Raw genomic sequence first — 26,466 nt, 5'->3', positions numbered from 1 at the left:
AGCTATTGGGATCTATTGATATAGCACATACAATAGATCCTATGGTCATTTATAACAAATGACCGAATGCTTGCCCCATGGTAACTGCTGAATTGGCTTTAAACTCAGTATCCCATTGCATTTTATCTTGTTCAAATAATACGATTGCGGTAGAACCTAAATAGAATCGTCCTAATTCAGCACCTTTTTCTAAAAACAAATTATGCTGGTTGAGTTCTAGACGTCCAGAAGGCTTTACCTTTCCAGTCGCTACGGTTTCAATCCCTGCAACAATCATTGCACCCACCAAAACTACAGCCATACGGCCAATATCCGTATCAAATAAACAGACCATACGCTCATTACGCGCAAATAGACCCGGAATATTTTCTGCAGTAGTCTGATTTACAGAAAAGAGTTCACCAGGCACATATAACGTTTCTGTTAATGTTCCAGAAAATGGCATATGCACACGATGATAATCTTTGGGTGACAAATACACTGTGGCAAATTGCCCTTGTTTAAAAGGTGCAGCCAGTTGTGGATCTGCAATCAGTTTTTCGACGCTGAATTGCTGACCTTTTGCTTGAAAAATTTCACCGTCATCAATTTGACCAATTTGTGAAATCACCCCATCGGCAGGAGAAACAATACTGTTTACATCTGTATCAATTTCACGCACGCCCGCTTTAAGAGAGCGGGTAAAAAAATCATTAAATGATTTAAATTTTAGTGGATTACTTTGTTGTGCAATCGACATATCAATGCCGTATTGTGCTTTAAACGCTGAAATAATAACATTTTTAACCAATGGATTTTCACTTGCCGCCAGTTGCCCCACCACACGAGATAACTGATGTTGAGGAACGACACGTTGTGCCTTAATGAAAATATGTTGTTTGAAACGTGATGTAAGGCTCAAGACGGCAACTCTCCGGTAATGATAGGACTGTCGAGGCGATTGCCCCACTCACTCCACGCACCATCATACGCTTGGATCTCCCAATCAAGCAGACGTCCTACCATATACGCCAGCCCTGATCGATGATGTGATTGACAATACACAACAACGGGCTGACTTAAATTAAAGCCCAATTGTTCCAAACGCTGTTGAATGCGTTCTAAAGAATGTAATTTTAAATGATTTTCACGATTAAGTGCAGTACTCCATTCAAAATGTAAAGCATTTGGTATGTGTCCGCCACGTCGAGCTGCCAATCGTTGTCCTGTATACTCTTCCTTAGTTCTACAGTCCCAGAGTTGAACCTGTTGTGCCGTGACTTGTGGCAGTAAATCAGCATACTCGATCCGATATTTATTATTAAAATTCACCTGAATAAGATTTGAAATTTCAGGTATTTTGCTGATTTCAGTCGTGGTGGGTAAGCCGGCTGCCAGCCATGCATGAATTCCACCATTTAAAAGGCTGGTCTGATTAAATCCAATACAGTGTAAATTCCAGATCAGGCGTCCTGCCCATGCACCACCTTCATCGTCATAGACAACAACATGGTGTTGTGGGGAAATATTTAATTGCTGGATGAGTGCCATTAATCCTGCTTGATCAGGCAATAGTCCAGCACTGTATTCATCTTGTCTGAGCAGATATGCCGGTGTCAAATGCACTGCACCGGGAATATGTAATTGTTCATGTACCGAACGACGACTTAGATCAATAATCCGTAATTGATCATGATCGAGATAAGGAAGCAGTTCATCGGCATCGATCAACAATCCTAAATCTAATGTAGAAACCATCATTTTTATCATATGTTATTAAGATCAATGTACAGCAGTTTAACATAGCCTTTGACACGGTTGCATTCGCTTAATGACGCCACAGAACAGGATCTATATGAATTAATCATGATGATGATATAACAAAAAAACCGAAGGCGATGTGATGACCTTCGGCAATAATCGCTTGTTATTTTTTATTCAATAATATCAAAAACCTGCCTTAAGTAAGCCAGAAAAGTATCATTGTCCGTCATGGTTTTACCAGGGCTATCGGAAATTTTGGCTACAGATTGTCCATTACATTCAACCAGCTTTAATACAATATTTAATGCGGTTTGTCCCATATCATTGGTCAGATTAGTCCCTATACCAAAACTGACCTGAAAACGATCTTTAAAATACAAGTGTAAAGCCCACGCTTTTTCAATATTGAGGCCATCACTAAAAGTCAGCATTTTGGTTTTACTGTCAATTTTTAACTTTTTATAATGTGCATAGGCTTTATCACCCCATTCATAGGGATCACCACTATCATGACGTAAGCCATCAAATAATTTCGCAAAATATAAATCGAAATCACGTAAAAAAGCATCCATACCAACAACATCAGTCAAGGCAATTCCTAAATCACCACGATATTCCTGTACCCATGTTTCTAATGCCGATTTTTGAAAATTACGCAAACGAACATCCAATGCTTGAAAGGCTTGTAAGAACTCGTGTGCCATCGTACCAATCGGTGTAATATTAAGATCTTTTGCCAACAGTACATTACTGGTTCCTCTAAAAATTTCTGGAACCGCCTGATGTAATGATTGTACAACGTGTTTTTGCCATAAATAACTATAACGACGACGTGTACCAAAATCTGATACCAAAAATGGCGGATCGTGTGGATCTTGAGCCAATTGATAGTGTTGCATCAGCTTAATTTTTGCAGTCAAACGTCGCTGTCCTTCTGCAACAAGCTCTGCACCATTCAAGCGTTTAAAATATAATTCATTGACAATGGCCAAGACAAAAATTTCAAACATCATCGCTTGTACCATGGGACCTTCGACCCAGATATCTAAGCGCCCTTGTGCATCAATTCCTGCTTTAATAAAACGACGTTTTAATTGGAATAATTCTAAATAATCAACAAAATCACTTTTAATAAAACGTAAACCACGTAAATATTGTAATTCGTCTTCTTTAAATTTTAATTCGCACAGCAAATCAAGCTGTTCATTTAATGCATCTAAAATATCAACTAAAGGATAAACGGTCTCATCAAGATTACGACAACGAAAATGATAGACACTGTGTGTTTGCGGGAATTTATGCAATACCACTTGTAACATTGTAAATTTGTACAAGTCGGTATCTAACAAAGATTGAATGATTGAAGCCATATTTTGTTAAATTTCGCGATACTTAATCCATTAAAGCATATTTTTACTTCAGATATTACCGCTTTTAACATTAAGCCAGATATATTCAATTGAATTCATCTGGATTCATCATGCTCAATATTTAGGCTTGCTATATATCCGCTTATCTCTTGTAGTATCGATTGCATCTGATCTATAGGGATATATCGTGTCGTTTTACTGGCTGAATATTTGAATTTTAATGCTGATTTTAGCCAGTGCAGCACATATGATCAGCATTTTTTAGGAAAAGCCAATTTGCTATAATTGAATACCATATAGAGCGATGATAGAGAATTATGCGGGCATTATTACAACGCGTCCTAGAAGCGAAAGTCATAGTTGATGGTCAGGTTACAGGCGAAATTCAACATGGAATACTGGTATTTTTAGGTATTGGACGAGATGATAATTTAGCCAAAGGTCAAAAACTGATTGATAAAATCTTAAAATATCGTTTTTTTGATGATGAGCAGGGCAAAATGGGCTGGAATGTCAGCCAAGCCGATGGCGGCTTATTACTGGTCTCACAATTTACCTTAATGGCTGAAACACAAAAGGGATTACGTCCAGACTTTGGCCCAGCAATGGCGCCCGACCAAGCAAAACAATTGTATGAACAACTGGTGAGTTATGCCAAGCAACAATTTCCCCATACTCAAACAGGAATTTTTGCAGCCGATATGAAGGTACATCTGATTAATGATGGACCTGTGACATTTAATTTAGATGTTTCATAACGACCTCAAATGAGGCGAAGCACATAGACCTTGTCAAACTCTGCCTATGTGCAGACACATTAACGGCCCGTTTTTTGTTTTACAAATTGACGTGCTTGCTTAATTTTAGCTTTTAATGGTTTCGGTAATTGTGGCGGGATTAATTTCGCTGCTTTATTGAACCACACCAATAAACTAAAATCACCTTCCATTTTAATCGAACCATTTTGCATCCCAGTCATAAATGCACTCGGATCACCTTTTAATAATGTTTTTACCCCATGCTCACTATCGGCAAATTGTAAAATAAAATCTGCTTTTTCTGCATCACCAGAAACGGTATGAATTTGACCATGATCAACAATAATCTGACGTGCCATGCCCAAATCTGTCCCGATTTGTAAGCGAAACTGGCGTTCATGAATTAATTCGATAAATTTTGGACTGGTTCGTGCGAGCTGTTTCATACGTAAGGCCAAACCTGCGACAAAAATATCTAAAGGATCTGTACTGACATCAAGCAACGGTAATTTTACGACAGGAATCGAAGAAATTTTCATGAAGTTTAAGCCTATTGTAATTTTTTCAACATGGATGACAATCCTAACATAGCTAGCAAATTTGTCATTAATGCTTTGTCATGCAAAAGCTATTTAAAGTGAAAAATATCACGATAAATACATACCCATCATGAAAAATGATCGTCGATTAGCGACTAGAATATTGCTGCTGATCATCCTCATATACAGGTGTATGTTCAATATAACGACGCTTTGCAGTTGCTTGACGTGCTTTACGATCCTCTCTTAACAATAAAGCTGTCATTAAAATCATCGCAATAAAAATTGCCAGCAAATAACTTGATGTAACAGACCACTCAAATACACGTTGTATTGCATAACGCAACGCTTCAAGTACACCCCAAAACAGCATACCTGCAAACATAAAACTTAACCAACGGCGATAAGGTGAAAACAAAATTACAATCAAAGCAACTGCCAATAAGCTTAAGCCTATAATACTTGCCAAACTTGCTGTGGTCATAAAAACCTCCATTCTAGTTGAAGTAAATCCAGAGAATTTGACTCCAACTCAGTTACCGTTTAATAAGGTTATATATCTAAATTAAACTCTATATGCAGTGCATTATGATGTTTTTTTTTAAGAAAAGAAGTGCTGTTTTTTTATTATGCGACACATCTTGTCGCTATATTCTATTGTCATTACATTTTTTTACCGGCTATACAGCGATAAATAAAGCCACAGCGCGATTCGCGTGTCATTACAAAAATGGCAGATATTTTTTATCAACAATCATTTTTTTCAAATTTGAGGAGAGTGAGGGTACTTGATTTGATCATGTGATGATGAATTATAGACATCATCCGCATAAATCAGGGTTAAACTTTAACTCAAAATATTTTTGTAACATCATGACACCATGCTGATCGAACATGGTGTCATCACATTACAGTTTAAGCACGCCCTAAGTCTTTATCATGTACGCCAAGTAAATATAAAATACCATCTAAACCAACACTCGAAATGGCCTGATTCGCATTTTGTCGAACCAATGGTTTGGCTCTAAATGCAACACCCAGTCCTGCAATCGATAACATCGGTAAATCATTGGCACCATCACCTACTGCGATAGTTTGTTCGAGAGAAATTCCCATCTCTGTGGCAATTTGGCCCAATAAGAATGCCTTACGTGCACCGTCAACAATATGGCCTTTTACTTCACCTGTGACGATACCATCTTGTACATCCAGCAGATTGGCATGAACTTCATCAATCCCTAATTTCTTTTGTAAATGTTCAGCAAAGTACTGAAATCCACCCGATAAAATAGCAGTACGATAGCCCAATGATTTTAAAGTTGAAATTAATCGTTCAGCACCTTCTGTAATCGTGAGGCGTTGTGCAATTTTTGGCAATACTGCCGCATCCATACCTTTTAACAAAGCAACACGAGCACGAAAACTTTGCTGAAAATCAAGTTCACCCTGCATGGCACGTTCGGTAATTTCAGCGACCTGCTCCCCGACACCGGCTTCGATCGCCAGTTCATCAATCACCTCTTGCTCGATCAGCGTTGAATCCATATCAAAACAGACCAAACGGCGATTACGTCGATAAGCATTGTCTTCTTGCACAGCGACATCAATATTTAATTCATTTGACAAGCTTAAACATGCTGCACGCATGGCAATGGCATCAAGCATTTGACCACTTAAACCAAATTGTACACAGGCGCGTTTAGGCCCTGTAGGATCATCGGCTAAGGTAAGGCGACCTGACAAACGTGTCACTGTTTCAATATTAAAACCTTGACCGGAGACAATTTTTGTCACTGCTTGTAAGTGAGAGGCTTTTAATTCTGGCGCTAAAGCCGTGATAATATAACGTGTTGCCCCTCCCTCTTGTACCCATTGTTCATAAACTGCAGCAGATATTGGTTTAAAACGAACTGTTAATCCAATTTCATGTGCTAGAATCAAAATTTCCTTCATGGCTAAAGCTGTTGCCGTTTGGTCATCGGAAGATACAACTATGCCTAAAGTCAATTGATTATGTATGACTGCCTGACCTACATCTAAAATTTGTAAAGAATGGGCGGACAATACCTGCATTAATCGAGTAAACTGATTAGGTTGGTCAGGTCCCAAAAATGATATAAGAATGATTTCTCGCATGAATTGACTCTGATCTGAGCTACAACTATTGTAAGAATCATAATCTAAATTCAGTAGAATTACTTTGGAAGTTTACGTTGAATGCGCCTAGACAAGGGCTATTTGCTAGCCTACTAATTGTAAGTTTTATTTTGCAAACCTTTTTATTGGTCCTTGCAACGACTCATCAATTAAATGAAACCCGAACAAACCAAGGGCAACTGATGACCACACAATTGGTCATCGATAGCCTTTCTGAACTAGAACCAGCCAATACTGTTTCATTGGCATTACTGGCCAATCGGTATGCAACCAACCCGAATATTGCCTCTATTCGTATTTTAAATGCCAACAATCAGGTCTTAGCTACCAGCGGGATGTCTAAAACCCGTCAGGGTGAAATCTTTGTTCGTGATGCACTACAAAATGAGAAAAAAGTCGGTGCAGTTGAAGTCACCTTAATTAAACCTAGTGTTGGCGAAATTTTACGGACACAATGGCTAGCCATTCTGGTTTCTTTTATTATTCATGTCTTGTTATGGCTGGCTTATCGTGCGATTGCACGTCCAAGTCGTAGTGAATATCTGGCACGTATTAATAATGAATCACGCTTAAAACATGAAATACAAACCTTGACTCAACTCTTGGAACAAGAAAAACATAATGCTTCATTGGCGATTGCTCAAGCACAGCAAAATGCCAAACCAACGCCAAAAACATTAAAACATCCAAACTATGAGCATCAACAAGATCATCGATTGGCACTGAATATCCAGTTCTATGATCCTAAACAGCTATTAGATACCGTCACCAGTAGCGTTTCTCTACCGTATTTTAATTTATGTCAGATCTTTTTAAATAAAAGTATTGAGCTTTGTGTACAACATTATAAGCTAAACTGTTCTGACATTCAGAGCATACAGTCTTTTAATGAATCTGGTGCCACCATTAGTATTGCGGCAGACAAACCCGAAGCTGCACGATGTATGGCTATGATTGGTACGGTATTTCAACTGTTATCCGAAGTACTCTATAAACGTTATCGTGAAGATAAACGCTTTGTTTTACAAACACGCAGTGCGCTATCGAGCGATGTAGAATCGATGCAACTCTCTTCAGTTGAAGCAGCAGAGCGTTTAACCCATGTATTAGCGGCCAAGGAAAGTGCCTTACATTTACCTCAAGCGCTTTTGGCAACATTGTCTGATCATTATGAGTTGGTCAGCTTGCCCTCTCCAACCAATGTATTAACGCGACATGCATTTATGATTAATGGTATGGACAGTGAATATGCTCAATTGGCACAAAATATTCGTACTGAAATTTTAAAGACTAAACAATCTAAAGCATCTTAAAGATCAACTGTAATCTGGTTAGATTCATCATCACTGATATTAACCTATCCCCCCTTTTAACATACTTAAATGGGGGGATTTTTAAAGTACATATACAGACGTGATTTGCTCACAGATTTCACTTATTTTTTGCTTATTGTAACGATGCTTTATGACACTTATACCTAAAATGGCATGTCCTCGCCTCACTATATTTTGCATGTTTAGACAGGAAAAATGTTAATTTTGCTTGCTTAATATAAGATGGCATGAAACCATTTCATAGCATGACGCTTTCAATGGACTCACCAACAGCAGAACTAAGTCACCTTTCTCAACAATTACTCCTTAATGCGACAGCGCCAGTTGAATGTCTAATGCTTGTTATATCTTATTCAGTATCTTAAGTGATGGTGGCTCAAAACAACCATCAACGATAGCCAACCAGCTTCCTTATGCTGATTTTTCGATGAGCTTAAATCATGTTTTGTTGTTTGAGTTCAAGTTTAAGGTAGGCATAGTAAATAGGCGCCACAATTAATCCGGTAATTCCAAAGATCGCTTCAAAAATAAGCATCGCTAATAAAACCTCCCAAGCGGAAGCATTAATTTTTGTACCAATAATTCTGGCATTAATAAAATATTCTAATTTATGAATAATAATCAGATATGCCAATGAAACAATGGCAAGACTGACTGAAATCGTCAGTGCAGCAACAGTAATCAATGTGTTGGTAATGAGATTACCAATAATTGGAATTAAGCCAAAGATGAACGTTAAAATAGTGAGTGTTTTGACAAATGGCAGGTGAAAGCCACAAATAGGTAAAATGATATGAGCGAAAATAATAAATAAGATCGTATTAATCAGGGAGATCTTAACTTGTGCAAAAACAACATTCTGAAAAGCCGTGGCTAAGTTTTGAATTCTTGCAATTAACGCGACTTTAAATGCAGGAATATGCATTTTTGGTTGAACTTGATGTAATGACACCATTATACCAATGATCATTGCGATAATCATACTTGCAAAGCTATGCAGTATATTGGTACCGGTATGTCTCAGCATGCCTAAATTTTCTTTGATATAGGCAAATAACTGATCTTTTAAACTCATCGTGGTATAAGGATTAAAGTTCGGATAATACTTAATAATTTCTGCTTGTACTTGTTGTAGTAGAATATCTATTTCTGTATTCAATTGGTCTAGCCGAGCACCTTGTAAATCATAATGAATAAAACTAATCAGACGAGCAATCCCGAGCACAATTAAACCAATAATGATCAAACTAATCACAATGCTAAAGGTGAGACGGGCATACCGGCCATCAATATACTTTTCACTCGATTTACTTAAGCTATGAATAATTGAAAATACTAAAAAGCCTGAAAAAAAGCTTACCGTTAAATGTAATGGAATAAGAACTGCAAGAAAAATAAAAATTAATAAATAACTGGCAATTAAGCTGTTTTTATCATTGAGTAACTGCATTTAACATGCCTCAAAAAATAATATAGGTTTGTTGTAAATCATGATAAAGACAAAACGAATTCGGATTTTGGCTCTAAAGTTACAGAAATTTCTTCGTCGCTTTTAAATATCGATGTATAGCTTGCCAACTTCAACCAACTACTTGTGCTGATACAACTTTAATGGATATGCTGCATTTTGCCACGCTTGACCGAAAGCTTCAGTTTAATTGAGTTCGAGTTGATGTCCTCGATTTTTATACCATGCTTATGCAGTAGTAAAGTTAATCTCTTTCTTTGATCATTCTAAAAGGATTTCATCTGCAAACTGAGCGAAGGCTTGCATAAGTTGTAACATTAAATTATCCACAGGAGCGGCTTTAGCTATAAAGGTAATATTTTTACAAACTGAATAACAATAGCGCGTTGCAATCGTTGTTCTACCTCTATAACTCCAGCTTTTAGACCGTATACAAAATAAACTATCACATACACAATGATAATATTTTCTTCTCACACCTAGATCTAATATTTTCTGAAATTTTGATCAATCTGTATGTCTAGCTAAAGCTCAATCAACAAAAGTTCGCTCAACCTCAACGCTCCCAAGTGGTAAATACAATGCCCTCCACTCACAGCAAAGCCCTCCACTCACAGCAGAATCTAGCATCACTGTTCTTTTAATTACGCCTAAGATGTTTTGCCATTGATGACTGCTATCGTTGCTGATTACTGGAACAGAATCAGCCAACTTTGCACAACATACAAAAAGATCCAGCAAATTTGATCGAGCTTAGATCACTTCCATACATTCAGAATACATTCAAAATACATTCAGATTTTACTCTGGTTTCTGTGGCGATCGACTGGCCCAATAACTGGCCAAAGTTGCGCCTGAGATATTATGCCATAAGCTAAAAATTGCACTCGGTACCGCAGTCATTGGCGACAGGGCAAAATGTACTGCAGCCAATGCAACACCTAAACCTGAATTTTGCATCCCAACTTCAATCGAAATTGCTCTGCAATCTATTTCTTTTAGACCACAATAACGGCTGATCCAATAACCGAGTAGCAAACCCAAGCCATTATGCAAGATGACAACGGCTAAAATCAGTAAACCTGATTCAAAAATTTGTGTCCGACTACCCGCAATAATCGCGGCCACAATGGCAACAATGGCAATCACCGAAACTAACGGCATTATGGGAATATAATGCGCTACATGCTTTTGAAATACGGTTCTTAAAATCAACCCCAATACAATTGGCAATAACACCACTTGTAAAATAGACTGCAACATTGCCCAAGCATCAATTTCAATCCATTGACTGGCCAAAAAGTAAAAGATGATGGGAGTAAAAATGGGTGCCAATAACGTCGATACTGATGTACAAGCGACAGACAATGCTGTATTGCCTTGGGCCATATAGGTAATAACGTTCGATGCTGTTCCGCCGGGACAACAGCCCACAAGAATGACACCAATAGCAATTTCTGCAGGTAAATGAAATAATTTACATAAAATAAATGCCAAACCTGGCATCAGTACAAATTGTGCAACGACACCTAAACATACAGCTTTGGGATGTTCAATTACACTTTTAAAATCATGTAAGGTCATGGTCATACCCATTCCCAACATAATCAGACCAAGCATCCAGATAATATAAGATTTTAATCCAATAAATACAGTTGGCTGCCACAGTGCCAGCGCTGCAAATACAATCACCCAAATTGCAAAGGTTTTTTGAATAAATTGTGAAAATTTAAAAAGAACTGGCATGTGCCTACTCCTAACCACATCGCCTTGGATCAAAGAACAGTATCAAAACGCAGGCCATCCTAAAGCTGGGCACATCACGTTATGCACTATCGCTCACACATCCATGATGTGATAAATAAGATCAACAAAATAATGTGATTCAATTAATCTTGTTGTGCCAATAGATGTGGAATATCTTTAAGATAAACGCGCTGAACACCATGTGCCAACATGTTTTGCCATGCATGTTGCAAAGATGTATTTAAATCGATTGCCTTACAGGCATCTGCAATGACAAAAGTTTTAAAACCGAGTTGGCAGGCATCAATTGCACTCCATGCCACACAAAAATCTGTCGCAATACCAACAATAAAAACCGTATCGATGGCTTTTGCTTTAAGATAAGCATCTAAACCTGTTGTTGTCGATTGATCAGCTTCGAGAAATGCCGAATAACTGTCAATATTTTGATGATAGCCTTTACGAATAATCAACTGTGCTGTCGGTAAATTCAATGCAGGGTGTAAGGCTGCATCATGTGAGCCTTGTACACAATGTTTCGGCCATAATACTTGAGTACCATAAGCTAGCTCAATATGCTCAAATGGCTGCTTATCGGGATGGTTATCTGCAAATGAAATATGATCTTCAGGATGCCAGTCTTGTGTGAGCACAATATGGTTAAAATATTGTGCCAATTGATTAATATCTGGAATAATTTGATCTGCACCTGCAACGGCCAGTTGACCACCTGGAGTAAAGCCATTTTGTACATCAACAACAATTAATGCTGTATTCTGCTGCATCTTGATCTCTGGATCTATAAACCATAACGTTGTTATTAAGCATATAACAAATCAATCTCGATACCAAAATTAGCCTCAAAGATCTGATCAGATTATTAAAAAATTAACCATTAAAATGGCAAAATATCGATAATATGCTCTGAAATATATAGAGCCTGTCTAGGACAGGCTCTGATCTCATCGATACAGCTTATTTGGCATTATTTTTGTAGTTTACGAACCAACAGCAACATAAAGATCGCTGAGATAATAATACATGGAATGGCTGCTGAAATTACGCCTGCAGCACCAAAACCTGCAGCAAGTAACTGTCCTGCAATCGCAGGGCCAAGCATCGCCCCGATACGGCCTACAGCAGATGCAATCCCCACCCCTGTACCACGTAATTCAGTTGGATAAACGATACTACCAAAGGCATACAATACCCCTTGACAACCGATCACAAAAGCACCCACCAATGCAGATGCTAAATACATTTGTGTTAATGAACTTGCACCATTTAAAGCAAACAGTCCTGCAACAATACCGCCATACATCAACAAAATCACATAGGCTTTTTTCCAGCGATCAGTCAACATACCCAAAATAACGGTTCCAACTGTTGCACTGAGCATAAAGTAGAACTGTGCTGTACTGCCTTCTTTACGAGAGAAACCAAGTTCCATAAAGAGTGAAGGTAACCAGCTTAACATGATGTAAACCACCATCAAGGTAAAGAAATAACTTACCCAGATAAATAGCGTACGCCAGATATTCTGTGAATTAAATAAATCTTTAAATGAAGCTTGTAACGGTGCATCTTTCGTCGCTGCTTTACTTTGTGTACTTAAGAACTCTTTTGATTCTGGTAAAAACAACATCATCACTGGAATAACAATCACAGGTAATAAACCACCGAGATAAAAAATATTTTTCCAGTTTGAGCCAAAATCAGTACTCGCCACTAAAGATAAAATTGCTGCACCAACCGGCATACCGCAATACATCAAACCAACAGCACGACCTCTATTTTCAGGTTTTACTGCTTCTGATGCTAGGGTGATGAGAATTGGCATAGCTGCGCCTAGACCCGCACCAGCTAAAAAGCGTACAGCCAATAATGAGCCAAAACTATTGACCCATACTGTACACAAGGTAAAAATAGCAAAGGTGGCTGTCGACCAGATCAACACCTTTTTTCGGCCAATACGATCTGCAACACGACCACCGATCAATGCACCCGGTAATAAACCTAAAATTCCAGCACTAAAAAATACACCGAGTTGAGAACTATCTAAACCGAAATGTTCACGAATACCTGCCGCAGCAATCCCTGCTGCTTGAATATCTAGCCCTTCAATGACGGCGATCAGAAAGCATATTGCAACCGTAATTACCGCATGCTTTTTATCAGATTGATGACTGTTTCTATCCATGTCCTATCTCTGAAAATCGAAAAAGAAGCGCTATCTTCGCTAACTTTCAGTTTGAACAAGAACTATCAAATAGTTGAACATCTTTAAATGATCAAATCTGATTTAAAACAATTTTCACATATTGTATAAATTTTTAAATAGGCAAAAAAACGATTATTCATTTTAAAATCAGACCAAATTGATCAGAATTAAAGCTATTTCATGGAAATATTCTCATCATTTAAGAACCTCATCGTGTATCAAAAAGACTTAAAAACGATTAATTAACATCTTTAATTAACGTTTTAAGATTTAATAAATAGCGGTTGTTTTATATGTTTACTCTCTAAAAATAGATGTTTTTCCTATTAGATCATAAATTTATCAAGCAAAGATGGGCTGAATGATTGATTACATCTGATCAATCATCATAAAGTGAACAAATTTTTTAACGACAACGCAGCGGTATTGTTCTCTGTGGTATCACTGCAAATATTGAATATAAAGAATCAGGGTTTAGCTAAGCATTTTGGCTTAATTAAAATCACCTTTCGCATAAATATAGTTTAAAACCACGGATAACATCGCTCCAATAACATGCTACAAGGATTTAGGCCACCCTAGCCTATGATGACAATTCCGTTATTTTAAAGTATCAAGGCCGTCTTTAGCATAAAAATGAAAGCATATATGCAGAATATGATTTTACATCTGCTTTATTTTGATCAAAAATATACGGCTGCGAAAATCGTAAGCGATTTTTAATCAATCACAGTTCAAGTTAATTATTTATTTAAAAAATCAAATTTTCAGTTTGGAAATATGATGAAAAAAATAGAATAGTCTTTTCAATATGCATTGGACTGTGTATAACAATGGAGCAATCAGAACAGTCTATAAAAGATAGGCATAGCTTCTGAAAAAGCGTTAAACTATATAACAATGAATGTAATAAAAATGTGTTTATTACATCAATACAGAAGGTGAAGGTTAATGCCGCTCAATACCGTTGAAGAGCTTGTAGCTGATATCCGTGCAGGAAAAATGGTCATTTTAATGGATGACGAAGACCGTGAAAATGAAGGCGATTTAGTAATTGCTGCTACACATATTCGCCCTGAAGACATTAACTTTATGATCACCCATGCACGGGGTCTGGTTTGCCTTACGCTCAGCAAAGAGCGTTGCCAACAATTAAATTTACCTTTAATGGTTGATGCCAATGGTGCACAGCATGGGACCAACTTCACCTTATCTATTGAAGCCGCTCAAGGAATTACCACAGGTATTTCAGCTGCTGAACGTGCACATACTATTCAAACTGCTGTTGCAGCACATGCCAAAGCCAGCGATATTGTACAGCCCGGACATATTTTCCCACTTATGGCACAGCCTGGTGGCGTTTTACACCGTGCAGGACACACTGAAGCGGGTTGTGATTTAGCACGCTTAGCAGGTTTAGAACCGGCTGCGGTTATCTGCGAAATTATTAAAGAAGACGGGACCATGGCTCGTCGTGCAGATTTGGAAATGTTTGCAGAAAAACATGATTTAAAAATCGGTACGATTGCAGATCTCATTCATTACCGTATGACCAATGAACAAACGGTAGAGCGTGTCGATCATCAACAGCTTGATACTGAATATGGTACCTTTGATCTGTTCCGTTATCGTGAAATTGGTAATCCAGACATTCATCTAGCACTGGTCAAAGGTGAACCGGCAAGTGGTGTAACCACAGTGCGTGTACATGGCTTTAATCCGGCACGTGATTTATTAAAGTTAAATAAACATGACGGTGAAGCGGCATGGAATCTAGATAAAGCGCTGAAAACGATTGCCCATAGCGAACGTGGCGTTTTGGTCTGGATTGGCCAAAGACATTTACAAGATTTAGGACCTGCTTTAGATACCTTAAAAGCACCAAAAAATGTAAAATCAAATGCAGCGCTGTCGCAGCACTATCAAACCATTGGCGTGGGTGCACAAATTTTACGCGATTTAGGCGTGGAAAAAATGAAATTACTCAGTTCTCCTTTACGCTTTAATGCATTATCAGGTTTTAACTTAGAAGTAGTAGAATACATTACTGCAGATCAAATATCAGAGAAATAATCGAGGTTATTATGGCAATTCGCCGTATTGAAGGTATGTTACATCTCGCGAGCGAAGGCCGTTACGCGATTTTAGTTGGTCGTTTTAATAGCTTTGTGGTCGAACATTTATTAGATGGTGCAATTGATACGTTGCAACGTCATGGTGTATCAGACGATAATATCACTGTTGTTCATGCACCAGGTGCTTGGGAACTTCCAGTGGTTGCCAAAAAATTAGCAGCTTCAGGACGTTTCGATGCTGTTATTGCGCTAGGCGCAGTCATCCGCGGTAGCACGCCTCATTTTGACTTTGTTGCAGGTGAATGTGCCAAAGGTTTAGGTGTGGTTGGTTTGGATACAGGTCTACCTGTAATTAATGGTGTATTGACTACGGACAGTATTGAACAGGCGATTGAACGCTCGGGTACAAAAGCAGGAAATAAAGGTAGTGAAGCTGCCTTGACTGCAATTGAAATGGTTAACTTGTTAAAGGCTATTTAACGCTATGTCGCAAACACTTCAAGCCGCTTATGCAGCAAAACGTAAAGCACGTCGCTTTGCTGTACAAGGGATTTATGAATGGCAAATGAGTCGCAATCCGGTGCATGAAATTGAAGCACGTACTCGTGTCGATAATGCTATGCATAAAGTAGATCTCAGCTATTATCATGAACTATTGACTCAAGTGGTTGCCAATCACACAGCATTGGATGCGCTTTTGGTGCCTGTACTAGATCGCGAAATTAATGCCCTTGATGGCGTTGAACTCGCAACACTTCGTCTAGGTGCCTATGAATTACAAGGACATCTTGAAATTCCATATCGTGTTGTTTTAGATGAAGCAATTGAGCTTGCTAAGCATTTTGGTGGTGCAGACAGCCATAAATACATCAATGGTGTATTGGACCGTTTAGCCACTACCCTACGTGCAGCAGAAAAACAGCAATCCAACTAGGCAAATACAGGATTGCGGTATGGCTGAGTTTTCAATAATTGATCGTTACTTTAATCGCCAGAAATATCATTCTGTCGATTTAGGTGTTGGTGATGACTCAGCCTTGCTCACCCCTCCGGTACAGCAACAGTTGGTGATTTGTACTGACACCTTAGTCTCTGGACGCCATTTTCCTGTCGATACAGATCCACATGCAGTCGGCTGGAAATCCGTTGCTGTGAATCTATCCGATATTGCCGCGATGGGTGCCAAACCACACAGTATACTGCTGGCTTTAAGCTTGCCAGATATTGATCATACTTGGCTTCAGAAATTTAGTCAGGGGCTTTATGATTGCTGTGATCGGTTTGGTGTAAGCTTAATTGGCGGTGATACCACACAAAGTCCACATTTAACCATCTCCATTACCGCATTAGGTTGGGTTGATATTGGTCAGGCAGTCACACGTTCAGGTGCACAAGTCGGTGACTATATCTGTGTCAGCGGCCATATCGGTGATGCCGCATTTGCATTACATCATTTACAACACCCCTTAAGAAAGCGACTCGACTATCCAACGCCACGCTGTGCTTTAGGTGATCGTTTAAAAAACTTTGCCCATAGCATGATTGATATATCAGATGGTTTAGCACAAGATTTGGGTCATATTTTAACGGCATCTAAAGTAGGTGCTATCATCAATCTTGAGCATTTGCCCATTAATCCTGCATTAGCCACACTGACACAACAACAACAATGGCAATATGCACTGACGGGTGGCGATGATTATGAATTATGTTTTACCCTCTCTCCTGAACGTTATCGGGAATTATTACAACAACCGCTCGACGTAAATATCACTAAAATCGGACAAATCACCAACGGTTCTGAATTAATTTTGCTGCATCATCATATCCAACAAAATACCCAATTTCAGGGATACCAACACTTTGCATAAACCCTATATTGATTTTAAAAATATGTCTTGGTTCAACCGATTCATCGTTTTTTGCGGTGTCGGTTTTGGTTCCGGACTTGCACCGAAAGCACCTGGTACTTTCGGTTCAGCATTTGCCTTACTCTTTGTACCAATTTGGCTGGCATTTGGTTTTTACTATACACTGATTGCGATTGTGATCATGTCAATCATCGGGATTTATATTTGTGGTCAAACAGCCAAAATCATGGGGGTACATGATGATGGACGTATTGTTTGGGATGAATTTGCTGGACAATCGATCACTTTCTTACCACTGATTTATATCGGACAAATGAGCTGGCTCTGGGTGCTGGTCAGTTTTGCTTTATTTAGACTTTTTGATGTCTGGAAACCATGGCCGATTCGTGTCATTGATCGTCAAGTAGCTGGGGGATTCGGCATTATGTTTGACGATATTATTGCAGGAATTTGGGCCGCAATTTGTATTATTATATACCTCAACATTTCAATGGCTTAAAGCCAAATATTTAAGGTGCGTTATGTCAACCTCTGTGATTATTCTCGCTGCAGGTAAAGGAACACGAATGCGTTCTAATTTACCTAAAGTCTTACAACCACTTGCGGGACGTTCTTTACTCAGCCATGTGATCGGGACAGCGAAAAAACTCAATGCAGACCATATCATTACCGTTTTTGGCCATGGCGGTGCATTGGTAAAAAGTGCTTTTCAGCATGAAAATATTCAATGGGTTGAACAAACAGAGCAACTTGGCACAGGGCACGCTGTACAAGTAACGCTTCCGGTATTACCTCAAGAAGGGATGTCATTGATTCTCTCTGGCGATGTACCTTGTATCCGCACTGAAACACTCAATACCTTATTAGAGATGTCTCGTCAGACAGGAATTGGCTTGGTGACCCTGACCTTAGCCGATGCAACCGGTTATGGCCGTATTGTACGTCACAATAACCAAATTCAGGCCATTGTTGAACATAAAGACGCCTCAGAGGAGCAGCGTCAAATTCAAGAAATCAATACCGGTATTTACTGTGTCAGCAATGCCAAATTACATCAATGGTTACCCAAACTCAGCAATCATAATGCACAAGGTGAGTACTATTTAACAGATATCGTGGCTATGGCGATTGCCGATGGTTTAGAGGTTGCATCTGTACAACCACAAGCAGCCTTTGAGGTTGAAGGAGTCAATGATCGTCGCCAACTGGCAGCTTTAGAGCGTGAATTCCAACAATTTCAGGCACAGCAGTTAATGCAACAAGGCGTACATATTATTGACCCAACACGCTTTGATTTACGCGGCTCTTTATCCGCAGGTAAAGATGTCTGTATTGATATTAATGTCATTATTGAAGGCGATTGTCACTTCGGTGACAATGTCCAGATTGGCGCAGGCTGTGTGATTAAAAATAGTCATATTGCAGCAAATACCCAAGTACAGCCTTATAGTATTTTTGATCAGGCCATCGTCGGGGAAGATACCCGTATTGGACCATTTGCACGCCTAAGACCAGGTACAGAACTTGCTGACCAAGTTCATATTGGTAACTTTGTTGAAGTAAAAAACTCACGTATTGGCACCGCATCGAAAGCCAATCATTTTACCTATCTGGGTGATACGGAGATTGGTTTTGCATCCAATATTGGTGCAGGAACCATTACCTGCAATTATGATGGCGCCAATAAGTTTAAGACCATTATTGGTGATCATGCATTTATTGGATCAAATAGCTCTCTGGTTGCACCAGTACAGATTGGGGATGGTGCAACTGTCGCAGCCGGTTCAACCATTACGCAAGATGTTGACGCAAATAGCTTAGCGATTGAGCGTTCTCAGCAGTTTGTCAAAGCAAATTATCAACGTCCACAGAAAATGGAAAAATAAGAGGAATTATATATGTGTGGTATTGTCGGTGGCGTTGCAGAACGTAATATCAGTCAAATTTTGATTGAAGGCTTAAAGCGCTTAGAATATCGTGGCTATGACTCAGCAGGCTTAGCCTTAATCTATCAAGATCAAATACTTCGTGAACGTCGTGTTGGTAAAGTGGTAAATCTTGAACATGCTGTTTTAGAAAGTAATTTAACAGGTAGCGTGGGGATTGCTCATACACGCTGGGCGACCCATGGCAAACCTACTGAACAAAATGCGCATCCGCATACTTCCGGTTCAGTTGCGGTGGTTCACAATGGCATTATTGAAAATTATCAAGAATTAAAACTTGAGCTTGAAGCACTTGGCTATGTGTTTAGTTCACAAACTGATACTGAAGTTGTGGCTCATTTAATTCATGATGCATTAAAAACAACACCGAGTTTATTGGCAGCAGTCCAAGCAATCGTACCGCGTTTAAAAGGTGCCTATGCCTTAGGGATTATTCATACAGATCATCCCAATGAGCTGATTACGGTGCGTGAAGGTTCTCCATTGGTGATTGGTGTCGGGATTGGTGAAAACTTTATCAGCTCTGATCAACTGGCATTATTACCAATTACCAATCGTTTTATTTATCTTGAAGAAGGTGATATTGCACGTTTAACACGTGATAGCATTGAAATCTTTGTTCAAGGACAACGTATAGAACGTCCAATTAAAGAACTTGATGCAACAGTCACCAATGCCTCAAAAGGTGAATATAAACATTATATGCTCAAAGAAATTTATGAGCAGCCAGAGGCATTACAACAAACTATTTCTCAAGCACTGAATGGGCAACAATTACGTGACGACTTTTTAGCCAGTGCCAATGTAGATTTTGCTCAAATTCAGCAAATCCAAATTATTGCCTGTGGTACCAGCTATCACGCGGGTATGATTGCCAAATATTGGTTTGAGCAATTGATTGACTTACCGTGCCAAGTAGAAATTGCCAGCGAATTCCGTTATCGCTCGCCTGTTATTGTCAATCACACCTTATATCTGTGTATTTCTCAATCGGGTGAAACAGCCGATACGCTTGCGGCATTACGTGATACACAAAAACGCGCTAAAGCCAAAGCGTTACACATTAGCACCATGGCGATTTGTAATGTTGCAACCTCATCTATGATTCGTGAAACGGATCATCATTTATTGACACTGGCTGGACCAGAAATTGGTGTTGCTTCGACCAAAGCCTTTACCACACAGTTGGCGGCTTTAATGTTATTGGTACTGAAAATTGGTCAAGTCAAACAACGCCTTGCTGCAGAGGATTTTGATAAAATCATTACAGCTTTATGGCATTTACCAAAAGTCGTCTTAAATACCTTACAAAATGATGCAGCAATTTTAGGCCTTTCTGAATTGTTTGTAGAAAAACAACACTGCTTATTCTTAGGTCGAGGCACACACTTTCCAATTGCCTTAGAAGGCGCACTAAAGCTTAAAGAAATTTCATATATTCATGCAGAAGGCTATGCCGCAGGCGAGCTTAAACATGGACCATTGGCATTGGTCGATAACGATATGCCGATTGTGATTTTGGCGCCACCAGATGATATGCTGGATAAACTTAAATCCAATATGGAAGAGGTTCAAGCACGCGGTGGTGAATTATTTGTTTTTGCCGATGAACATAGTGGTATTGACAGTAAAGATCGTCAGCATGTGGTTAAAATTCCAAGTATTGATGCGTTATTAGCCCCGATTGTCTATAGTATTCCAGTACAACTCCTCTCCTATCATGTTGCTATATTACGTGGCACAGATGTAGATCAGCCACGTAACTTGGCCAAATCAGTGACCGTTGAATAATTTTTGACTTAAAAAGCTGGTGTGATATAGACCAGCTTTTTTTCAGCTTATTTGGAACATTCTCATGACACCATTAACCTGCTTTAAAGCCTATGATATCCGCGGTAAACTCGGTAGCGAGCTCAATGAAGAGATTGCCTATAAAATTGGCCGTGCCTATGGCCAAATCTATCAACCACAAACAGTCGCTGTTGGATGCGATATTCGCTTAAGTAGTAAGGCACTCAAACAAGCCACGATTCAAGGTTTAAATGATGCTGGTGTCAATGTACTTGATTTGGGCATGACCGGTACTGAAGAAGTTTACTTCGCTGCTTTTCATCTCGATGTACAAGGCGGAATTGAAATCACTGCTAGCCATAATCCTATGGATTACAATGGTTTAAAGTTGGTACGTGAAAATGCACGACCGATTGGTGCAGATACCGGCTTAAAAGATATTCAACACTTGGCAGAACAAGGCATCTTTAATGCTGTCACTCAACGAGGTTCAACAACTCAGTATAATATACTACCTGAATTTGTTGATCATTTGATGAGCTATATTGATCCTGCAAACATTCGTCCACTTAAACTGGTGGTCAATGCCGGCAATGGTGCTGCTGGACACGTGATTGATGCGATTGAAGAAAAATTTAATTTCCTCAACATTCCTGTCGAGTTTATTAAAATTCACCATCAAGCTGATGGACACTTTCCCAATGGTATTCCCAACCCCATTTTAGTGGAAAATCGTGCCAGTACCTCAAATGCTGTCATTGAACATCAGGCAGATATGGGCATTGCTTGGGATGGTGACTTTGATCGCTGTTTCTTGTTTGATGAAAAAGGACAATTTATCGAAGGTTATTATATTGTCGGTTTATTGGCACAAGCCTTCTTACTCAAGCAATCGGGCGAAAAAATTGTCCATGATCCACGCTTAGTCTGGAATACACTTGATATTATTGATCAATATCAAGGGATTGCGATTCAATCTAAATCAGGTCATTCCTTTATCAAAGATAGCATGCGTCAACATAATGCCATTTATGGTGGTGAAATGTCGGCACATCACTATTTCCGTGATTTTGCCTATTGTGATAGTGGTATGATTCCTTGGTTATTGGTGATCAGTGTGCTGTCCGAAACTCAACAATCTTTATCTGAGCTAGTTGCAGACATGATTGCTAAATTTCCATGTTCAGGTGAGATTAATTTTACAGTCAGCGATACGCACGCCACGATTCAAAAGATTTTTGATCATTTTAAAGCACAGCAACCCGTGATTGATGAGACTGATGGTATCAGCCTTGATTTTACAGCTTGGCGTCTGAATGTCCGTGCATCCAATACCGAACCCTTATTGCGTCTTAATATTGAAAGCCGTTTAGATCAAAATCCTCAGCCAATGCAGCATTATATTGATGAGCTGACTCAACTGATTCAAGGTTAAATCCATAAAAGGAGCTTGTAAGCTCCTTTTTAATTCCAGCATATTGCTCAATCTGATGTGCTTTGATAGCCCATTGGATTTTGCTGTTGCCAATTCCAGCTATCTGCAAGCATATCTTCGAGCTGATATTGCGGCTGCCAAGCCAATTCCGCTATAGCACGAGTATTATCGGCAAAAGATGTTGCTACATCACCGGCACGACGTGCAGCAAATTCAAAGGGAATCTTGACACCACTCACCTGTTCAAAGGTATTTTTGACTTGTAGTACCGATGATCCATGACCCGTACCAATATTCCATGCTCGGCATCCTACCGTCGTTAAACGATTTTGCAATGCACACAGATGGGCATTGGCCAAGTCAACCACATGAATATAATCACGTACACCAGTCCCATCAATGGTGTCATAATCATTACCAAAAATCGTCAGTTTTTCACGACGACCGACTGCAACCTGTGTTACATAAGGCATGAGATTATTTGGAATACCTTGTGGATCTTCACCAATTTTACCGCTTTTATGTGCGCCAACCGGATTAAAATAACGTAATAAGGCAATCGACCAACGCGAATCTGCTATCGCCAGTTTTTCTAACAGTTGCTCCACAATTAATTTGGTATAACCATAGTTATTACTTGGCATCCCTGTTGGCATATGTTCATTTAACGGTGAACAGTTGGCTTCATCATAGACCGTTGCCGAGGAGCTAAACACCAATTTAAATACATTTGCCCGCTCCATCGCTTTGACGAGACTAATCGAACCTGCGATATTATTTTCAAAGTATTTAAGCGGTAATTGCTGACTTTCACCTACAGCTTTTAAACCCGCAAAATGAATCACGGCATCAATCGACTGACGATGAAAAATTTGATCTAAAAGTGCTGCATCCAGAATATCACCATGGATAAATTCCAGGCTTTTTGCTGTTAACTGCTGCACACGTTGTAATGATTGCTCTGAGCTATTCGATAAATTATCCAACACGATCACATCGTGACCTGCATTTAACAGTTCTACACAAGTATGGGAACCAATATAGCCTGCGCCACCCGTTACTAAAATTTTAGCCATGCTTTTTCCCCATTAATTTATCAATTAAGCCTTGTGTCGAGCTGTCCAAATCAGATAGATCACGACTTTGTCCATTTAAAATTGGCAATAAATGGTTGGCTATTTCTTTACCTTTTTCAACACCCCATTGATCAAATGGGTTGATATTCCATAATACCGATTGTACAAATACTTTATGTTCATACATCGCAATCAACATACCCAAGCTATAAGGATTTAATTCATCCAATAAAATCGTACTACTCGGCTGGTTACCTGTATATTGTTTATACTCTGCAAGTGTAGCAACTTCATCGGCTGCCAATGCTTGATTACCAAAGGCCAATAAACGAGACTGTGCCAAACAGTTGGACAATGCCAAATGGTGTTGCTCTATTAATGCCTCAGCATTATCAACATAGGTAAATTGCTGACTATTATAACGTTGTATCGGTGCAATAAAATCGCTACTGACCGACTGTGTACCTTGATGCAATAACTGATAAAAAGCATGCTGTGCATTCGGGCCAACTTCTCCCCATACAATCGGACAGGTATCCCATGGGACTTTTTGACCATTGCGTTGAATGGATTTACCATTCGATTCCATTTCAAGCTGCTGTAAATACGCTGCAAAATACTTTAAGCGACCATCATAAGGTAAAATAGCATGGGTCTGAATATCTAAAAAATTATTGTTCCACGCGCCCAGTAATCCCATCAATACAGGGATATTCTGCTCAAATGGTGCATGCTGAAAATGCTGATCAATCTGATACGCACCCGCCAAAAACTGTTTAAAACCTTCAACCCCAATGGTCAAGGCAATCGGTAAACCAATACATGACCACAGTGAATAACGTCCACCCACCCAATCCCATAATAAGAATTGATTTTCAGGACAAATGCCCCATGCCGTCATTTTCTCGGGTTTGGTCGATACCCCAATAAAGTGATGTTTTAAAATTTGATGGGTTAAGAGTAAGGATTTCTCTAACCACAGCCGTACGGTTTGTGCATTTGATAAAGTATCAATGGTACTAAACGATTTTGAAGAAATAATAAACAACGTGGTTTCAGGACGAAGTTTATGCAACAGTTCAGAAAGCTGACTACCATCAATGGTTGAAACAAAATGAATATTCAGTGGTTTTTCAGTGGCTTGTTTAAAGTCAGACAATGCATGTGTCACCATGAGTGGACCGAGATCAGACCCGCCTACACCAATATTGACCACATCCTGAATCACTTCTCCGGTAGCGCCTCGATACTGACCTGCATGAATTTTATCCACCAGCTCAAACATACGTGCTTGTTGTATATGCACTTGCTGTGCAAGATCACCATGTAAGTGATCATGGGATGGTAAACGCAGTGCCCAGTGCATCGCTGCACGCTGCTCGGTATAGTTAATTTTTTCAGATGAAAATAAACGTTTAATCCAAAGGGTTAAATCTTGCGCATGTGCCCAGCCCACCAGCTTTTTTAATACTGTCGCATCAACACGCTGCTTACTAAAATCAAAAAATACCGGTTTTAAATCGACGGAAAACCGATCAAAACGCTGTGGCTGCTGTGCAAATAATGTGGTCAAATGCTGCTGTTCAAACTGTTGTTTTAAATGATTTAAATCACTAAAAACACTTTCAACCGTTTCGACTGGATAGGGATATTTATACTGACTCATGATTAACGCCCCACACCTCGATAGACCAATCCTTGTGCTTTAACATATTGTGGATCATAGATATTACGCCCATCTAGAATTAAAGGGTGATTCATTTCTTTTAATAGCCGCGTATAATCTGGACTCCAATACTGCTTCCAAGCGGTTAATAGACATAAAGCATGTGCATCCTGAATGGCATCATATTGATTTCGGCAATAGATTAAATCGGCACGCTGGCCATAGTGTTGTTCAATTTCAGTTAACGCTTGTGGATCATGTAATTTTACCGTTACACCCTGTGCCCAGAGTGCTTTTAACATGGTGTGAATCGGTGACTGTTGAATACGTGCGGTATTTTCTTTAAAAGACGCACCCCAGATTGCCACTGTTTTACCACTTAAATCACCACGGTAATAATTCCACAATTTACGAAATAAAATTTCTTTCTGTTGTTCATTAATTTCCCACACCTGTGCCAGTAGCTGACTTTTAGTGCCTGTATCAGAGACAGTATTGGCCAAAGTCAGAATATCATGTGAAAAATTTTCACCACCAAAGCCTGCACCAGGATATAAATATGAAGCACCAATACGACTATCGGCCGCCATACCTTGACGCACATGTTCAATATCAATGCCTAACTTTTCCGCAACAATTGCCAAGTCATTAATATAACTGATGCGTGTCGCCAACATGCCAGACACACTTAGCTTAGTAAATTCAGCATCTAGCACTGGCATAAAATTATAATGTTGTTTTCGTGGAAAAATAGGTCGTAATAATTCGATTATTTTGATTTCACTCGATGGTTTGGAACATCCGACAACCAATTGTTTGGCTTGAGTAAAACTCTGTAATGCATTACCTTCTTGAATAATATCAGGCAAATACACCCAGTCATCTTCCGATAAGATATTGGCAAATTTTTCTGTACCATGCAAACCCAAGGTAGATGCATTAATCATCAATTTAGGATGAATAATCGGTCTTAATGTTAACTGTGTTAAAATTTCAATCGCTTGTAATTCTTCGGCAGGATTAAAACTAAAGAAATATACATCAGCATCTAAAGGAATATCCTGAAAGCCGCAATAACTTAAAAATCCACTGGCCTGTTGTTGATCAAGTAAATGCTTGACTGCTTTATCTTGAGTATAAGCCTGTTCTAAAACCGGTTTTTGGAGTAGATCGCACCAAAAAACCAAATGACCACATTCCGCCAGTAGCGCAGCCAATACACCAGAATAAAGCGTTTGGCCAAATATTGCGACTTTCATGACAATACCTT

23 protein-coding genes are annotated in these 26,466 nt (G+C 39.2%); 10 read left to right on the top strand and 13 right to left on the bottom strand.

Features of this window, described 5'->3' with window-relative positions; translation table 11 throughout:
- Positions 1–49: 49 nt before the first annotated feature.
- From asd to pncB, 3 genes are all read right to left on the bottom strand, one after another.
- Entirely contained in the window at positions 50–901 is an 852-nt protein-coding gene (asd, locus tag QSG86_RS05010; RefSeq protein ID WP_317030482.1) for an archaetidylserine decarboxylase, read from the bottom strand.
- A complete protein-coding gene (locus QSG86_RS05005; RefSeq protein WP_317030481.1) occupies positions 898–1,740 on the bottom strand; it encodes a sulfurtransferase in 843 nt (280 codons plus the stop codon). The genes asd and QSG86_RS05005 overlap by 4 nt, the downstream gene beginning before the upstream one ends.
- A 173-nt stretch (positions 1,741–1,913) precedes the next feature.
- Positions 1,914–3,113: a nicotinate phosphoribosyltransferase gene (pncB, locus tag QSG86_RS05000; protein ID WP_317030480.1), complete on the bottom strand. Its 1,200-nt coding sequence runs from the start codon at positions 3,111–3,113 to the stop codon at positions 1,914–1,916.
- 317 nt (positions 3,114–3,430) lie between these two features.
- Between pncB and dtd the strand changes: the two genes are divergently transcribed.
- Complete coding sequence (gene dtd / locus QSG86_RS04995) at positions 3,431–3,871, top strand: D-aminoacyl-tRNA deacylase (protein ID WP_317030479.1); 441 nt, start codon at positions 3,431–3,433, stop codon at positions 3,869–3,871.
- A gap of 59 nt (positions 3,872–3,930) precedes the next feature.
- On the opposite strand, the gene QSG86_RS04990 is transcribed toward dtd, so the two are convergent.
- The 3 genes from QSG86_RS04990 to serB all read right to left on the bottom strand — a co-directional run bounded on the left by QSG86_RS04990 (position 3,931) and on the right by serB (position 6,546).
- Complete coding sequence (locus QSG86_RS04990; protein ID WP_317030478.1) at positions 3,931–4,410, bottom strand: SCP-2 sterol transfer family protein; 480 nt, start codon at positions 4,408–4,410, stop codon at positions 3,931–3,933.
- A gap of 148 nt (positions 4,411–4,558) precedes the next feature.
- The gene (gene aciT, locus QSG86_RS04985) at positions 4,559–4,894 is read right to left on the bottom strand and encodes an AciT family ciprofloxacin tolerance protein (RefSeq protein ID WP_317030477.1); all 336 of its coding nucleotides are present in this window, start codon (positions 4,892–4,894) and stop codon (positions 4,559–4,561) included.
- Positions 4,895–5,325: 431 nt separating this feature from the next.
- On the bottom strand, positions 5,326–6,546 hold the full coding sequence (gene serB, locus QSG86_RS04980; protein ID WP_317030476.1) for a phosphoserine phosphatase SerB: 1,221 nt from the start codon (positions 6,544–6,546) through the stop codon (positions 5,326–5,328).
- Positions 6,547–6,623: 77 nt separating this feature from the next.
- Here serB and QSG86_RS04975 point away from each other — a divergent pair, with 77 nt between their 5' ends.
- The gene (locus QSG86_RS04975; RefSeq protein WP_317030475.1) at positions 6,624–7,880 is read left to right on the top strand and encodes a hypothetical protein; all 1,257 of its coding nucleotides are present in this window, start codon (positions 6,624–6,626) and stop codon (positions 7,878–7,880) included.
- Between the two features lie 454 nt (positions 7,881–8,334).
- On the opposite strand, the gene QSG86_RS04970 is transcribed toward QSG86_RS04975, so the two are convergent.
- The 4 genes from QSG86_RS04970 to mhpT form a co-directional block, all read right to left on the bottom strand.
- Positions 8,335–9,351 (bottom strand): AI-2E family transporter, encoded by a 1,017-nt coding sequence (locus tag QSG86_RS04970; protein WP_317030474.1) that lies wholly within the window; start codon positions 9,349–9,351, stop codon positions 8,335–8,337.
- An 819-nt stretch (positions 9,352–10,170) separates the two neighbouring features.
- The gene (locus QSG86_RS04965; RefSeq protein WP_317030473.1) at positions 10,171–11,115 is read right to left on the bottom strand and encodes a bile acid:sodium symporter family protein; all 945 of its coding nucleotides are present in this window, start codon (positions 11,113–11,115) and stop codon (positions 10,171–10,173) included.
- A gap of 143 nt (positions 11,116–11,258) precedes the next feature.
- A complete protein-coding gene (pncA, locus tag QSG86_RS04960; RefSeq protein ID WP_317030472.1) occupies positions 11,259–11,900 on the bottom strand; it encodes a bifunctional nicotinamidase/pyrazinamidase in 642 nt (213 codons plus the stop codon).
- A gap of 200 nt (positions 11,901–12,100) precedes the next feature.
- On the bottom strand, positions 12,101–13,315 hold the full coding sequence (gene mhpT, locus QSG86_RS04955) for a 3-(3-hydroxy-phenyl)propionate transporter MhpT (RefSeq protein ID WP_317030471.1): 1,215 nt from the start codon (positions 13,313–13,315) through the stop codon (positions 12,101–12,103).
- Positions 13,316–14,287: 972 nt separating this feature from the next.
- Here mhpT and ribBA point away from each other — a divergent pair.
- From ribBA to QSG86_RS04915, 8 genes are all read left to right on the top strand, one after another.
- On the top strand, positions 14,288–15,409 hold the full coding sequence (gene ribBA, locus QSG86_RS04950) for a bifunctional 3,4-dihydroxy-2-butanone-4-phosphate synthase/GTP cyclohydrolase II (RefSeq protein ID WP_317030470.1): 1,122 nt from the start codon (positions 14,288–14,290) through the stop codon (positions 15,407–15,409).
- Positions 15,410–15,420: 11 nt separating this feature from the next.
- On the top strand, positions 15,421–15,891 hold the full coding sequence (ribE, locus tag QSG86_RS04945; protein ID WP_317030469.1) for a 6,7-dimethyl-8-ribityllumazine synthase: 471 nt from the start codon (positions 15,421–15,423) through the stop codon (positions 15,889–15,891).
- 4 nt (positions 15,892–15,895) lie between these two features.
- Positions 15,896–16,345: a transcription antitermination factor NusB gene (gene nusB, locus QSG86_RS04940; protein WP_317030468.1), complete on the top strand. Its 450-nt coding sequence runs from the start codon at positions 15,896–15,898 to the stop codon at positions 16,343–16,345.
- Positions 16,346–16,364: 19 nt separating this feature from the next.
- Positions 16,365–17,282, top strand: coding sequence for a thiamine-phosphate kinase (gene thiL, locus QSG86_RS04935; RefSeq protein ID WP_317030467.1), 918 nt, complete (start codon positions 16,365–16,367; stop codon positions 17,280–17,282).
- 22 nt (positions 17,283–17,304) lie between these two features.
- The gene (locus tag QSG86_RS04930; protein WP_317032675.1) at positions 17,305–17,781 is read left to right on the top strand and encodes a phosphatidylglycerophosphatase A; all 477 of its coding nucleotides are present in this window, start codon (positions 17,305–17,307) and stop codon (positions 17,779–17,781) included.
- 22 nt (positions 17,782–17,803) lie between these two features.
- A complete protein-coding gene (glmU, locus tag QSG86_RS04925) occupies positions 17,804–19,168 on the top strand; it encodes a bifunctional UDP-N-acetylglucosamine diphosphorylase/glucosamine-1-phosphate N-acetyltransferase GlmU (RefSeq protein ID WP_317030466.1) in 1,365 nt (454 codons plus the stop codon).
- 12 nt (positions 19,169–19,180) lie between these two features.
- The gene (gene glmS / locus QSG86_RS04920; protein ID WP_317030465.1) at positions 19,181–21,019 is read left to right on the top strand and encodes a glutamine--fructose-6-phosphate transaminase (isomerizing); all 1,839 of its coding nucleotides are present in this window, start codon (positions 19,181–19,183) and stop codon (positions 21,017–21,019) included.
- A 64-nt stretch (positions 21,020–21,083) separates the two neighbouring features.
- Positions 21,084–22,454, top strand: coding sequence for a phosphomannomutase CpsG (locus QSG86_RS04915; RefSeq protein WP_317030464.1), 1,371 nt, complete (start codon positions 21,084–21,086; stop codon positions 22,452–22,454).
- A 47-nt stretch (positions 22,455–22,501) separates the two neighbouring features.
- Here QSG86_RS04915 and galE read toward each other — a convergent pair whose 3' ends face one another.
- Genes galE through QSG86_RS04900 form a run of 3 tightly spaced genes read right to left on the bottom strand, consistent with a single transcriptional unit; the run spans position 22,502 to position 26,455 of the window.
- Complete coding sequence (galE, locus tag QSG86_RS04910) at positions 22,502–23,530, bottom strand: UDP-glucose 4-epimerase GalE (protein WP_317030463.1); 1,029 nt, start codon at positions 23,528–23,530, stop codon at positions 22,502–22,504.
- Complete coding sequence (gene pgi, locus QSG86_RS04905) at positions 23,523–25,196, bottom strand: glucose-6-phosphate isomerase (protein WP_317030462.1); 1,674 nt, start codon at positions 25,194–25,196, stop codon at positions 23,523–23,525. Before pgi ends, galE begins: the two co-directional genes overlap by 8 nt.
- A gap of 2 nt (positions 25,197–25,198) precedes the next feature.
- Positions 25,199–26,455: a nucleotide sugar dehydrogenase gene (locus QSG86_RS04900; RefSeq protein WP_317030461.1), complete on the bottom strand. Its 1,257-nt coding sequence runs from the start codon at positions 26,453–26,455 to the stop codon at positions 25,199–25,201.
- Positions 26,456–26,466: the final 11 nt, after the last annotated feature.

This window comes from Acinetobacter sp. SAAs474 (genome assembly GCF_032823475.1).
GTDB lineage: Bacteria > Pseudomonadota > Gammaproteobacteria > Pseudomonadales > Moraxellaceae > Acinetobacter.
Note: the sequence above shows the minus strand (reverse complement) of the source record. Positions and strands in the feature narration are given on the sequence as shown.